Source organism: Agrobacterium sp. Ap1, assembly GCF_017313375.1.
GTDB classification, from domain to species: Bacteria; Pseudomonadota; Alphaproteobacteria; order Rhizobiales; family Rhizobiaceae; genus Neorhizobium; species Neorhizobium cellulosilyticum.
Genome location: NZ_JAFLMY010000001.1, coordinates 494,941 through 508,119, shown reverse-complemented (window position 1 = coordinate 508,119; position 13,179 = coordinate 494,941). Strand labels below are relative to the sequence as shown.

13 protein-coding genes are annotated in these 13,179 nt (G+C 60.2%); 8 read left to right on the top strand and 5 right to left on the bottom strand.

The genetic code is table 11. The features are described from left to right. Window positions 1-6: 6 nt before the first annotated feature. Window positions 7-2,352, top strand: a complete 2,346-nt coding sequence (locus JZX87_RS02430; RefSeq protein ID WP_206823550.1) for a polysaccharide biosynthesis tyrosine autokinase — start codon at window positions 7-9, stop codon at window positions 2,350-2,352. A 69-nt stretch (window positions 2,353-2,421) separates the two neighbouring features. Here JZX87_RS02430 and JZX87_RS02425 read toward each other — a convergent pair whose 3' ends face one another. Beyond that, window positions 2,422-3,015 (bottom strand): TetR/AcrR family transcriptional regulator, encoded by a 594-nt coding sequence (locus tag JZX87_RS02425; RefSeq protein WP_502711292.1) that lies wholly within the window; start codon window positions 3,013-3,015, stop codon window positions 2,422-2,424. A gap of 638 nt (window positions 3,016-3,653) precedes the next feature. Further along, complete coding sequence (locus tag JZX87_RS02420) at window positions 3,654-4,319, bottom strand: sulfite oxidase-like oxidoreductase (RefSeq protein ID WP_183820901.1); 666 nt, start codon at window positions 4,317-4,319, stop codon at window positions 3,654-3,656. Between the two features lie 123 nt (window positions 4,320-4,442). Between JZX87_RS02420 and JZX87_RS02415 the strand changes: the two genes are divergently transcribed. The 5 genes from JZX87_RS02415 to JZX87_RS02395 all read left to right on the top strand — a co-directional run bounded on the left by JZX87_RS02415 (window position 4,443) and on the right by JZX87_RS02395 (window position 9,098). Further along, the gene (locus JZX87_RS02415; protein WP_206823541.1) at window positions 4,443-5,627 is read left to right on the top strand and encodes an aminotransferase; all 1,185 of its coding nucleotides are present in this window, start codon (window positions 4,443-4,445) and stop codon (window positions 5,625-5,627) included. A 26-nt stretch (window positions 5,628-5,653) separates the two neighbouring features. Beyond that, complete coding sequence (locus JZX87_RS02410; RefSeq protein ID WP_206823538.1) at window positions 5,654-6,928, top strand: DUF763 domain-containing protein; 1,275 nt, start codon at window positions 5,654-5,656, stop codon at window positions 6,926-6,928. Window positions 6,929-7,085: 157 nt separating this feature from the next. Further along, a complete protein-coding gene (locus JZX87_RS02405) occupies window positions 7,086-8,117 on the top strand; it encodes an alpha/beta hydrolase (protein ID WP_206823535.1) in 1,032 nt (343 codons plus the stop codon). Window positions 8,118-8,253: 136 nt separating this feature from the next. Then, window positions 8,254-8,463, top strand: a complete 210-nt coding sequence (locus JZX87_RS02400) for a hypothetical protein (RefSeq protein ID WP_206823533.1) — start codon at window positions 8,254-8,256, stop codon at window positions 8,461-8,463. Between the two features lie 83 nt (window positions 8,464-8,546). Then, entirely contained in the window at window positions 8,547-9,098 is a 552-nt protein-coding gene (locus tag JZX87_RS02395) for a hypothetical protein (protein ID WP_206823531.1), read from the top strand. Between the two features lie 25 nt (window positions 9,099-9,123). Here JZX87_RS02395 and JZX87_RS02390 read toward each other — a convergent pair whose 3' ends face one another. Both JZX87_RS02390 and JZX87_RS02385 read right to left on the bottom strand, forming a co-directional pair. Next, window positions 9,124-10,326 carry a pyridoxal phosphate-dependent aminotransferase gene (locus tag JZX87_RS02390; RefSeq protein WP_206823529.1) on the bottom strand — a complete coding sequence of 401 codons (1,203 nt, stop codon included), beginning with the start codon at window positions 10,324-10,326 and terminating at the stop codon, window positions 9,124-9,126. Between the two features lie 11 nt (window positions 10,327-10,337). Next, the gene (locus JZX87_RS02385; RefSeq protein ID WP_206823526.1) at window positions 10,338-10,982 is read right to left on the bottom strand and encodes a TetR family transcriptional regulator C-terminal domain-containing protein; all 645 of its coding nucleotides are present in this window, start codon (window positions 10,980-10,982) and stop codon (window positions 10,338-10,340) included. A 207-nt stretch (window positions 10,983-11,189) separates the two neighbouring features. Here JZX87_RS02385 and JZX87_RS02380 point away from each other — a divergent pair, with 207 nt between their 5' ends. Further along, window positions 11,190-11,711: a helix-turn-helix domain-containing protein gene (locus tag JZX87_RS02380; protein ID WP_286194045.1), complete on the top strand. Its 522-nt coding sequence runs from the start codon at window positions 11,190-11,192 to the stop codon at window positions 11,709-11,711. A gap of 90 nt (window positions 11,712-11,801) precedes the next feature. After that, window positions 11,802-12,389: a hypothetical protein gene (locus tag JZX87_RS02375; protein WP_206823514.1), complete on the top strand. Its 588-nt coding sequence runs from the start codon at window positions 11,802-11,804 to the stop codon at window positions 12,387-12,389. Here JZX87_RS02375 and JZX87_RS02370 read toward each other — a convergent pair. Continuing rightward, complete coding sequence (locus JZX87_RS02370; protein WP_206823512.1) at window positions 12,386-13,135, bottom strand: endonuclease/exonuclease/phosphatase family protein; 750 nt, start codon at window positions 13,133-13,135, stop codon at window positions 12,386-12,388. The two genes, JZX87_RS02375 and JZX87_RS02370, sit on opposite strands and share 4 nt — an antisense overlap. Window positions 13,136-13,179 lie beyond the last annotated feature (44 nt).

Here is a 13,179-nt window from a genome sequence, read left to right as displayed (position 1 = left end):
GACACAATGGATCAGGCAAACTTTCGACCGATGACGATATTTCCCCCGGAACCGAAAGACCACGACACGTTCATCGACCTCGACAAGCTGTGGTCTGCGGCCATGCGCCGGTTGGGTGTGATCGGTGCCTGCGTTGCTGCAATGGTCGTTCTGGCCGGGCTTTATCTGGTTTTTGCCCAGCCGATGTATACGTCGATGACGAATATTCTCATGGACGACAATCTGTCCCGTTACGCGGAAGAAAACGCGTCGGACAATCAGTCCGCGCAGATGCTCGACAACCGCATGTCCAGTGCTGTGGAAATCCTGAAGTCGAAGGAACTGGCACTCAGCGTCGTTGACAAGGCGAAGCTCGACCAGAATGCCTTGATCGTCGACCCGCCAAAGTCGCCTGTCGATCTTGTGAAGGGCATGCTGCGCGGTGTCACATCGATTTTTTCCGCCGATACTCCGGCCTTGACCGAAGAGCAGATCGCAGCAGGTCGCCGTGAAAAGGCCGCCGCGATCATCCAGCAGTGGCTGACCGTCGAACGCGTCGGTCGCAGCTCCGTCATCGCTGTTTCCGTGCGCTCGCCGGACAAGCTTCTCTCGGCGCAGATCACCAGGACCTATGCCGAATCCTATCTGACGGAACAGCTCAACGCCAATTTCGACGCCACCGAACGCGCCAGCATCTGGCTGCAGGAACGTCTGAACGATCTGAATACCCGTTCGCAGCAGGCGTCGCTCGCCGTCGAACAGTTCAAGCGCGACAAGGGGCTGATTTCTCCGCGCGGCGAACTTCTGTCAGCGCAGCAGCTCTCCGATTTGAACAGCCAGTTGATCGTGGCTCAGGCTGATGCGGCAACCGCCGCCGCCCGGTACAACCAGTACAAGGCAATCATCGAAAAGGGGCCGGAAGCGGCCGTGCACAATGCGGTCGTCTCCAACCGCGACACCGACAACACGGTGATGCAGGATCTGCGCAAGCGCTATATCGGCATCAACGATCGCGAACAGGCGATCATCCAGCAGTTCGGCGCCGATCATCCGCAGGCGATTGCGATGAAGGCCGAGAAGCAGGACGTGACCAACCAGATGTTCCGCGAATTGCAGCAGCTGACGGGCAGCTTCAAGAACGAGCTGGACGTGTCCCAGTCGCGCGTGGAATCGATGCGGGAAAATATCCAGCGCGTCGCAGGCAACAATTCCGATGCCAACGTGAACATGGTTCAGCTGCAGGAGCTGGAACAGAAAGCTTCGGCCCTCAGAACGCTTTACGAGTCCTACCTGCAGCGTTTCGAACAGGCCTCGCAACAGCAGTCCCTGCCGATCGCCAAGGCGCGCGTGATTTCCGATGCCGGTGTGCCTGTCTCGCCGTCCAGCCCGCGCAAGACGTTGACCATAGCGCTGTCGGTCATTCTCGGTCTTTTGATCGGCTGTGCCGCCGCCGCCGTTCTGGAACTGCGTGAACGCTTCTTCCGCACCGGCGAAGACGTGCAGCAGAAGCTTGGCATGCGCTTCCTCGGCTACCTGCCGCGCATTGCCGGTGCCGCGCGTGAAGACGCGCCGAAGCCGAGCGCCGTGCCGGAACAGGGCGAAGCCGCCAACCAGCCGGTTGGCGATCCGATCTCCTTCCGCCGCATGATGCGTGTTGCGGTCGAGGCTCCGCGTTCGCAGTTTGCCGAAACGCTGCGCAACACCAAGCTTGCCTGCGATATCGTGCTTCAGGGCAAGAAATGCGCCGTCATCGGTGTCGTTTCCTGCCTGCCGGGCGAGGGCAAGTCGACGGTTGCCGCAAACTTTGCGGGTCTCATCGCATCGAGCGGTGCCCGCACGCTGGTCATAGACGCCGACCTTCGCAATCCGGGTCTTTCGAAGATGCTGGCAAGCGAACCGGAAGTCGGTCTTGTCGACGTCATCCTCAACAAGACGTCGTGGACCAGCGTTGCCCGTGTCGACCGCCGCTCGCGCCTCACCATCCTGCCGATGACGACGCGTGGCCGTCAGGTTACCCATACGAGCGAGCTTCTGGCTTCCAGCGGCATGAGCCAGTTCCTGGAAAGCATCAAGGATACGTTCGACGTCATCGTCGTCGACCTTGCGCCGCTTATCCCGGTCATCGATGCCAAGGCGTTCGAGCCTTACGCGGATGCCTTCGTGTTCGTCACCGAATGGGGCGCGACGCCGGCCAAGGCCGTGCAGAGCGTGCTGCAGTCGGAACCGCAGATCGCCGCAAAGACGATCGGTGTCATCCTCAACAAGACGGATCTTTCCGAACTGCACAAATATGCAGATCCGGGTGCACCGGAGCGTCTGCGCAGCAACTACCTGTCCTATTACCGGGACTACAAGGAAGTCGCCGCCGAATAACGGCGCGACGATCTCCATCAAAGAGAAGCGGCCCGGTTTTCCGGGCCGTTTTTGTATCTCGATTATGGTTCAGCGCTGAACGCGCAATCCGTCCATCAGGAGGCCGATCAGGCGATTGGCGCTGTCGCGCCATTCGGGCGTGTCGGGGATGGAATAGATGCTGGACATGGCGTGCATCAGGTCCGACTGGCCGATATCCTTGCGGATGAGGTTCTGCTCCTGCGCGGCCGTCAAAAGCTTGTCGAAGGATGAGCGGATCCGCCCGAACCCTTCAGCGAACATGGTGGAGTTGGAGCTGGCGATGATTTTCAGGCTGCTCGCCATGCCGCGCTTGGTCGCCATGTAATTGACGAAGCGGCGCATCCATTGTTCGAGCGCGATGTCGGCGGCTTCGGTGCGCGACAGTTCGTCGGCCGCATCCGCCAGATTCTGCAGCTCTCGCCGATAAACGACCTCGACCAAATGTTCGCGTGTCGGAAAATGCCTGTAAAGCGTGCCGATGCCGACACCGGCCTTGCGGGCGATATGTTCCAGCGAGGTCTCTACACCATTGTCGGCAAAGGCCTGAGCGGCGATTTCAATCAGCTTGTCGCGATTGCGGCGTGCATCCGCACGCAGTTTCGGCGGCGTCTGATCTGCATTTTCCGGCGTGGCCGAGGCCAAAGTCATGCTCCTGCGCGATCGTCACCTGACGCTTGGCATCAAGTCACTGGTTTGAATGGAGGAGCCTCCGAATTGGAAGTCCTCTTCGTTTTAAACCGGAAGCAGGGTGAATGTCATGCGTGAAATGCGATATGTCGAGCGAGCAGGAAATAAGGGCTTGTTCACGCGACTTAAGGCGGAAAAACCAGTCCGTAGATGACAGCATAGATTTCCGCGGTTCTCATCTCCCTAGCTGGCGCCAGGCAATGACATTTCCCGAAGTGACGCTGGGATCTCCGTGGACTGGGTAGGTGTATCCCGTATTGGGTTTGGCATTCGGCATCCGAGAAGGAAATGTCGTTCGCGCATACTGCATGTACCGTGCATCGGCTTTGGGATTGCCCGTTGAATCCCGCATGGATACGGATGCCATTTTGCCATTCGCGTCGGTTCTGACCAGTACGGTTCCTATACGTTTGGACAGGGGACTGCAGCCCGCGACAAACAGGCTCAGGAGGAAAACCACAATCAGGCGCATAAATAGCTTTCTGGAAATAGACTGAATTATCTATGGTGTTGATCTGTAATGGCTCTCGTGAAAATTGCAATCTGCTGAGACGTCGCGACTGCATCCTCTGATGCCATAACGCGACCGGCTTTCAATCCTCCGAATACCGCTCTTCCGCCCACGGATCACCGCGCATGTGATAGCCGTTTTTCTCCCAGAAGCCGGCATGATCCATGCCGTTGAAATCGATCCTTTTCAGCCATTTGGCGCTTTTCCAGAAATAGAGATGCGGCACGACGAGGCGCACGGGGCCGCCGTGTTCTTCCGTCAGCGGCGCGCCTTCCCAGTCGGTGACGATGATCGCATCGGGCGAGGAAAAGTCCGAAAGCAGAAGGTTCGTCGTGTAGCCGTCGTAGCTCGTCAGCATCACCGAATGAGCCTCCTCCCTCGGATCGACGAGATCGAGGAAATCGCGGGTGGAGACACCCTTCCAGTTGTTGTCGTAGCGCGACCATGTGGTCACGCAGTGGATATCGGAGAGCATGTCCGACTGCGGCAGGGCCCGGAATGCGGCCCAGTCGAGCGTCACAGGATTGTTGACGAAGCCGTGGACCTCAAGTTTCCATTGAGCCGTGGAAATGCTTGGCTGCTGACCGAGATCAAGCACCGGCCAGTTTTTCACCAGATGCTGGCCGGGCGGCAGCCTGTCGGTTTCCGGCCGGGCATGGTGGCCGGTGAGGAATTTTCCTTCATCGGCCCATTTGCGCTTGGTGATGGTCAGCTTGGAATCTTGCTGTGCCGGGGTGTCGTCGGCCATTTGCGGTTCTCTCGTGGGTGCCGGAGGCGATGTTCAATGCGGTTCCGCTTGCGTCATCGGATAATCTGATGAAGAAGAAGAGCAATTCAATTGCCTGTCTTTTAAAATCTTCTCCGGAACATCATGCTCGCCTCAAATTCCCGCTTCAATCCGCTCGTCGACAAGCTTTCGCTTCCGCCCGTTCCTTCGGTTGCCGCATGGGGCCGCGCCTATGATGGCGCGAAAGGGCCGCTGATCGATCTTTCGCAGGCCGTGCCCGGTTATCCGGCGCATCCCGAGATGCTGCGGCTGCTCGGCGAGACGGCTTCGTCCATCACCTATACCGGTTATGGTCCGATCGAAGGCGACCAATCGCTGCGTGACGCCTATGGTGCGCATGTCGCCGATGTCTATGGGGCTCCGCTCGCGGCTGCCAATACGCATGTCACTTCCGGCTGTAACCAGGCCTTTGTCTGCGCCGCGATGACGGTGGCAGGTCCCGGCAATACGGTGCTGATGACCGAGCCCTTCTATTTCAACCACGAAACCACTTTGGCGATGATGGGCATCAAGACCGCCTTCGTGCCCTGCAAGGCGGAAGACGGTTTCCTGCCCGAGCTTTCCGCGATCGAGGCGGCGATCACGTCCGAGGTGAAGGCGCTCGCGCTCGTTTCGCCCAACAATCCGACCGGTGCGATCTATCCGCCGGCGCTGCTCGAGACGATCTTCAAGCTCTGCCAGCAGAAAGGCATCTGGCTGATCCTCGACGAAACATATCGCGATTTCCTTCCCGAGGCGGGCCAGAAGCCGCACGGCCTGTTCAATCTCGCAGGCTGGGAAGAGACGCTGATCAGCCTCTACAGTTTCTCGAAATCCTTCTGCATTCCCGGCCACCGCCTCGGTGCGATCACGGCGAGCGAAGCGGTGATCGGGCAGGTCGCCAAGATCATGGACAACCTGCAGATCTGCGCGCCGCGTGCTGCCCAGGGCGCCGTTGCCGCAGCATTGCCGCTGCTCGCCGGATGGCGTGAGGAAAACCGGCAGGAAATCGGCCGCCGCGCCGAGGCTTTGAAGGCCGTCATGCAGCAGCTTCCCGATTGGAAGCTCGATGCGATCGGCGCCTATTTTGCCTTCGTCCGTCATCCTTTCGCGGGTGCCGGTTCTGCGGAAGTCGCCGAAAAGCTCGCCAAACGTGCCGGCGTCACCTGCATTCCCGGAGTCTATTTCGGCGAGGGCCAGCAGAATTATCTGCGCTTTGCCTTTGCCAATGCGGACGCGGAAACGATCGGTCGACTGACGGAACGTTTGAAGAACTTTTCGCTGTCGTAATCCGCACGGCGCGCCTATAACGGGGCATGGCTCAACGTTCAGGCAGTGCCGATCTTCCGCTTCACAGCGGCCGGGTTCCCCGGTGGCTCGGCGAACGCATGACCCGGCTCGGTGCGGTGATCACCGAAGCGATCGTCATCCACTACGGCCGTGACGAATTGCTGGCGCGGATGGCGCATCCCTTCTGGTTCCAGTCTTTCGGGGCGGTGATGGGTATGGATTGGCATTCGTCGGGCATTACCACCAGCGTCATCGGCGCGTTGAAGCGCGGGCTGACGCCGATGTCGGGCGAACTCGGCATCCATGTCTGCGGCGGGCGCGGCAAGAACTCGCGCCAGACGCCGGAGGAGCTGATCGCCATCGGCAATCGCGTCGGCATCGACGGCGGAGCCCTCGCCCAGACCAGCAAGCTCGTCGCCAAGGTGGACAGTGCCGCCGTGCAGGACGGGTTCGACCTCTATCTGCACGGTTTCATCGTCACCGACGACGGAAAATGGGTGGTCGTGCAGCAGGGCATGAACGATGCGCGGCGACAGGCGCGGCGGTATCACTGGCATTCCGAAGGGCTGAAGAGCTTTCTCGATTCACCCCATGCGGCCATCGAAGGCAGAGGGCAAGGCGAGATCGTCAATCTGGCGGATCATCGGGCGCTTGCCTCGCGCAGCGGCCAGCTCGATCTGCTTGCCTCGCTCGGGCCGGACAGAATAGTCCGCGAAGTCATTACGCTCGATCCCTCGCGGATGAGGAAACCCTCAGCGCAGCCGATGTTGCCGCATATGATCATGCCGGAGCATCACGATGTGCGCGAAGAGGATGTCAACATGCGACGCCTTCACGGTACGCTCGCCGCCGCTGCCGATCGTGGGCCGAAGGATTTCGAGGATCTGCTGATGACGCCCGGTGTCGGCGCCCGCACCGTTTCGGCGCTCGCCATGGTGGCGGAAGTCGTGCATGGCGCGCCCTGCCGTTTTTCCGATCCCGCGCGTTTCTCGCTCGCCCATGGCGGCAAGGACCGGCATCCGTTTCCGGTGCCGCTTAAAGTCTATGACGAGACGATCAGGGTTATGAAATCCGCCGTCGGCAAGGCAAGGCTCGGCCGCGAAGAAGAGCTGCAGGCTTTGCGTCGCCTAGACGACCAGGCGCGGAGCCTCGAACGCTACGTCACCGGTCCGGATTTCAAGGAAATCATCGCCGGCGAGTTTCGCCATTCGCATGAATGGGGCGGCCGCAGCGTTTTTGGCTGGGAGCCGCCGGAGGAGGAGAGCGACAGGCCGGAGCAGGGCGGAAAGCTCGCCCCTTAAGACCTTTCCCGATATTTGACAGCAATCACTTTGGCCTCCGACACAGTGTCGCGGCATGGGCTTTACTGCGGCCCTGCGGCATGTCGGCCGCTTGTCACAATCCGGCTACTCCCTAGGCTGCACATCAGGAGTCATGTGAAAGGGAGTAATCATCATCATGCCAGCCTTATTGGATCGCCGTCAGCTTCTCACCGCCGTCGCAGCCTCTGCGCTTTTGCCGGTCGCCGCACTTGCACAGAATTCCGGCACAACGCCGGTTGCTGTTGCGGGAAAGCCGGGTGAGATACCGCAGGGGATGAAGCTTCCGCTTCTGCCGCAGCTCGAAAGTTTTCCGATCTGGCCGGAGGGCAAGGTTCCGGGCAGCGCGGGAGTGGCGGCGAAGGAGGAGTGGATCCTGCGCAATCCGAAGGACGGTGATCCGAACGATACGGCCGCCATGCATGTCACCAATCCGATCCTGATGGTACAGCGGCCAGCCAAGCCGGATGGCTCGGCCATCCTGATGATTCCCGGCGGCAGCTATACGCGTGTCGCGGTGACCCGTTCCGGCAGCAGTATCGACAAGACCTTTGCCAGCCTGGGCTCGACGGTCTTCATCATGACCTACCGCCTGCCGCATGACAGCTGGGCTGCCGGCCCGGAAGCGCCGCTGCAGGATGCCCAGCGCGCAATCCGGTTGATCCGCCACCGCGCCAAGGAATTCGGCATCGATCCCGCCCGCGTCGGCGTTGCCGGTTTCTCTGCAGGCGGGCATCTGGCCGGCTGGCTGACGGAAAGCTTCGGCCGCGAAACCTATGCGCCGGTCGATGAGGCCGACAAGCTCCCGACCAAGCCGCTCGTCACCGGCATGTTCTTCCCCGTGATGACGATGATGTCGCCCTATGCGCATGAGACCTCGGTCAAGAACATGTTCCCCAAGGGCGGTACGGATGAGGAGAAGCGCAAGATTTCGCTGGAATTCAACCTTCCCGCCGACATGCCGCCAACCTTCCTGGCCCATGCGGGTGACGACCCGGCCGTTGCGCCGGAAAACAGCCTGATCCTGTTCAATGCCCTGCGCGCCCAAAAGACGCCGACCGAACTGCATCTCTTCGAAGTCGGTGGGCATGGGCTGATCGAAAATGGCAAGGATCTTCCGCATCTGGCGCTGTTCGAGACTTTCGCGAAACGCCATGGCTTGTGGAAGTAAGACAAGCCGCAGCCGCCGGACAGTCTGCAAAAACTCCCGCGGGGCATCCGCGGGAGTATTGGCGCATGCCGTGCGGCCGACATTGGAACCCTCTGCCGGCCTGCGGTGTTATCGCATTAGCCTGGAGGAGGACATGATGACCCGTGAAAGCACATCGGAAGAAGCCACCCGCTTCGGCAGCAGCCAGCCAAGTGTCGCCCGCAGTTGCGGCACCGGCGAGGCCATGCTCAAGACAAGACCGAGCGCAGAGAGTATCGAACTCAACAAGGCCCGCAAGGCATGCGGCGTCGGGGCCGATTCTGTCGAGCGCGACGAGCGTGTCGCCGATGCCGGTGATGCGGGCTGACACGGTTTGACGTGATGGCCGGAACAGGCGTTAGGTCGGCGCTCCTCTTGGAAATGTGCGCCTCACTGGGCTAACCTTGCCGCATGACGAATCCGGTTTTCATTGGTGCTGCTTCGCCACTTTTTGCAGCGGCGGGCATTTATCTGCTCGTCCGCTGTATTTCGAGACTGTGGAAGATCATTTCTCCGAAGGTGAAATACCGCTTCCCGGCAGGAAGCACGCGGTACCGCATGAACCTGCCGATCGCGGGGCGGTATGTGGTCAGCGTAGTCATTCCGGCAATGACGTTCATCACCGGGGTTTCCTATTTTTCGGCCCGCTTTTCTATCACGCAGCAGCCGTCAGGTGTCGAGCTTGACTATCGCTCCTATGGCCGTTCGCTGTTTCGAACCGAGCGCACGGATATGAGCGGTCGCAAATCGTTTCCGCTGGGAGCATTCGAATGCCCCACGCCCGGTGATTTCGAGATCGCCTGCGTCAATCCGGAGACGATACGGGAGAGTTTCCAGCTGGAAGTCTCGCCGTATGTACCGGCGCTCTATCTCGTCTCCCTGATCCTGACGACAATCCTGTCTTCATTCATGGCAATCGGCGGAGCGATCATCTCCATCTTATGGCTGGCGGGCAAACTGTGAGGCGCCCGCCGCCATCAGGTTTCGATCAGCGGATATGCAGCGGCGCTTCCTTATGCGCAACGATGCGTCCGGCCAGTTCGCCGATCCGCTTCATCGCGGTTTCCAGCACGTCTTCCGGCACGGTCAGCGAGATGCGCAGAAAACCTGCGGCCTGATCGCCGAAGGAAGTGCCCGGCATGACCGCGACCTTTTCCTCGCGCAGCAGTTCCCAGGCGAATTCCTCGCCGTTGAGGCCCGTTGCCGTCACGTCGAGCAGGATGAACATGCCGCCTTCGGGAGGCATGGGTTTTACCAGATTGCTGCCGGCAAACGCCTTTTCGACGATTGCGGCGCGGCGGGCGTAATTCTGGCGCATCACGTCGGCGGTATCGAAATGCTGAGAAAGCGCCAGCGCCGTCATGTCGGAGATGAAGGGCTGCACGCCGAAGAGCATGGTTTCGGAGACAGGCAGAAGCCGTTCGCAGAATTCTTCCGGACCGGCGGCCCAACCGGAGCGGAAACCGGGGGCCGCATGGGACTTCGAAATCGAGGAGACGGCAATCGTCCGCTCGGCCAGTTCCGGCATGTCGAAGGGCGAGGCGAATTCGGTGCCGTCGAAGATCAGCTGTTCATACACTTCGTCGGAAATGATCCAGAGGTCGTGCTTGCGGCAGACCTCGCCGATCGCGGCGATTTCGGCTTTGGTCAGCACGGCCCCCGTCGGGTTATGCGGCGTGTTCAGAAGCAGCACGCGGGCTTCCGGGGTGATGGCGCGCTCCAGATCTTCGGCCTGAAGGTGGAATTTGTTCTCGGGCCTGAGCGGCACCGGGATCATGTGGGCGCCGGTCGAGGCGATCACGCCTTCATAGGTCGCATAAAGCGGATCGCCGACCAGCACGCCGTCGCCGGCCTCGACCAGTCCGGTCATCACGCCATAAAGCGCCGTCTGGGTACCGGGGAAGCAGAGGAAATTCTTTTCAGTTACGCCCTTGCGGCGCTTCGAATATTTTTCGACCAGTGCTTTCAGAACTGCGGGTTCGCCGCGGCCGTTGGAATAACGGGTGCGGCCGGCATACATGGCGCGTGAGGCTTCATCCAGCAGTGCGGTGTCGGGCGCTACATCCGGCTCGCCGATCGTCAGTTCGATGATCTCTTCCCCCTCGGCCTTCATCCGCCGGGCGGTGAGATGCAGGGCCCAGCGGCCGGAGCCGAGATGGGCAAGGCGGTCGGTGATCGAAGCATAACGCATGCGTGGTTTCCTTACTTTTCCAAGGCCAGTTCGCCCGGGGTCAATCTCAACAGCGCCTCAACGGAGGCAAGCGCCGCATCGGCGAGTTCGTGTTCGTCAAACAGATCGGCGGCAAGCGTGCCTTCCAGCCACAATCCATCGATCAGCGCGTTTAGCGAGATAGCGAAGCTGCGGCATTGTTTTGGCGAAAGCGCGGTGCCGCGTTCATCGAAGAATGCCGACAGAAGTGTTTCGACTTCCCGCAAAAACGCGAGATAGTTGTCACGGTGAATGGCGGCAAAACTCGGGTCTATCTGGATGTGGTTGATGAAGGCGGCCCAGAGCGATAGTGTTCGGCTGTCGGTTACAGGCGGCGTCAGGTTGGCGATGATGAAACGGCGAAGCCGTGCCCTTGGCGCCTCGTCCTCACGGGCGGCCTCGATCGCTGTCTGTGTCATGCCGCTCATCACTGCGCGGTATGCCGCCTCCAGCATCTGGTCCTTGCCGGTGAAGTAATGCCGGATGAGGCCAGCTGTCACACCGGCGCGGTTGGCGATCTGGCGCACCGTGGCACCCTGAATGCCGACTTCCGCTATGCAGTCGAGCGTCGCCAGGATCAGGTCTTCGCGGCGCTCAGCCTCGCTGGCGCGGGTATAGGAGCGGCGGGCTGGTGCCATATCGTCCTCACGCTCTTTTTCTTGCTGCCGATCCTGCCGTTATTATACGACTGAATAATTTCCGTATAGCAGCAACTCGGTGGTCTTGTCCTTTCGTTGCGGAAGTCGCTTGTCTCCTATATGAGCTGAAGGTCTACTATCTGAGACGGTTCGGATGCATGGAGCTTTGGTGAAATGGAGCGTGATCCTGCGGACGCGATAGCTTTCATGCTTAAGCAGGAGAGGGAAGCGCGCAAATGGTCGCTTGCCGATCTCGCCCAGCGATCGGGCGTATCCAAGGCAATGATCAGCAAGATCGAGCGCCGGGAGGCAAGCCCGACTGCGACAGTGCTCGGCAGGCTTTCCGGTGCTTTCGGTGTGCCCCTGTCGGTTCTGATCGCATCGGCCGAAAAGGCTGCCGAAAGGTTGAGCCTTTCGGAAAGGCAATCGATCTGGACGGATCCCGAGACGGGTTATCTCAGAAGAGCGATTTCGCCCGCCGGTGCGCCGGCAGAGCTGATAGAAGTCCAGCTACCTGCAGGTGCCTGCATCACCTATCCCGCCTCGGCATTCGCCTTTCAGCGGCAACAGATCTGGATACTCGAAGGGTGTCTCGATTTTTCCGAAGGCGGTGTCGAACATGAACTGAAAGCGGGCGATTGCCTTCTACTCGGCCCTCCCAGCGATTGCGCTTTCTCGAACCGTGGTCCGTCGCCGGCACGATATCTGGTCGTCCTTTCTCGCAGCTAGATCCCGTTTTCGTGTTATGCTGTCGGAACAATCGGCTGATGTTACCGCTTTGTCCTTGAGAATACGAAAAACTCTGGGAGGAGGAATTTCATGCAGGCTGAGCCCCATCCATCCGGTCTTACCGGGCGTAACTTGGCGGGACGCGAGCTGGCTGACCAGCTTTCGGCGCTTTCTCTGGAGCGTATCGTGCTTGTGGCACTTTCTCCCGAAAGCGTCGATCTTGCCTTCAATGCCGCGCAGCGTCTCGGTTGCGAGCTGGACCTTCTGCTTGTCGGGCGAATTCCTGCGCCGGGTCACCCCGAAAAGACGATCGGCGCGGTTCTCGATTTCGAAGTGCCGCAGGTCGTGATCGATGAGGATCTGGCGCGCGCGTCGCATGTGCCTCCGGGTTATCTCAATACCGAGCGCCAACGACAGCTGTGGGATCTCGAACGCCGCCACGTCATGTATCTCGGCGATAATGATGGCCCCTGCCACGATCATGCCGGAAAACACGTGGTGATCGTCGATCATGGGGTTGAGGCATCCATTCTCCAGCTGGTGCTGAAGCGGCTCGGCGAGATTGGTGCACATTCCGTTCGCGTCGCCCGGGTTGCTTCAGCCGGCGAGCCGCCGGACGATCGGGCAGTTACGCAGTTCCTGAAACAGGCGCGACGGCTTCAGAAGCTGCTGCACTAGATTTCGATTGTCGCCAGAAGCGGCAGATGGTCCGAAGCGAGCCTTGCGAGAGGGTTGGCAATGATCTCTACCCCTGTCACCGAAACTTCCTTCGATGCGAATATGTGGTCGAGCCTTAGCAGCGGAAAGCGTGATGGGAAGGTCGGGCGCAATTGCCCGGCCATATGGGTGCGCACATCCCTCAAGGCACCGGCGAGCCGTTTGTAGGGCGGGCTGGAGGGGATCGAGTTGAAATCGCCGAGCATAACGACCGGCTGGTCGGACATACGGTCACTGCCCAGCCATTCCGGACCGAGCAGGATTTCCGCCTGACGCATCCGGTCGATGCGTCTCAGGCCCAGATGGGTATTGATGACCTGCAGGCGCGTTTCACCGACCTCGACTTCGATCCAGATTGCGCCACGCTGTTCCCCCACCGAAGGCAGAGGACCTGCCTTGACCAGTTCCGCCGGCAGGGCAGTCAGGATCGCATCGCCGTAGCGTTCTTCCTCGACATCGAGGGCAGCGTGGAAATGATGCTTCATCTTGAGGATTTCGGCGATCGTGTGGGCCTGATCGATACCGCCGGTTCGTCTCCGTCCGACATCGAGTTCCTGCAGGCCGATGATATCCGGTTGTGCCGCGGCGATTACTTCGGCAACGCGCTCCGGCGCAAGCCGGCGATCGGTGCCGATACAACTGTGCACATTATAGGTCAGAACTTTCAGGCGACGGGAAGCCGGCGATCTGGCGGGTGGTGATTGCATAGGGCTGGGAACACCTGTCGCACGTTTTCGTTCCCCACCTGTAA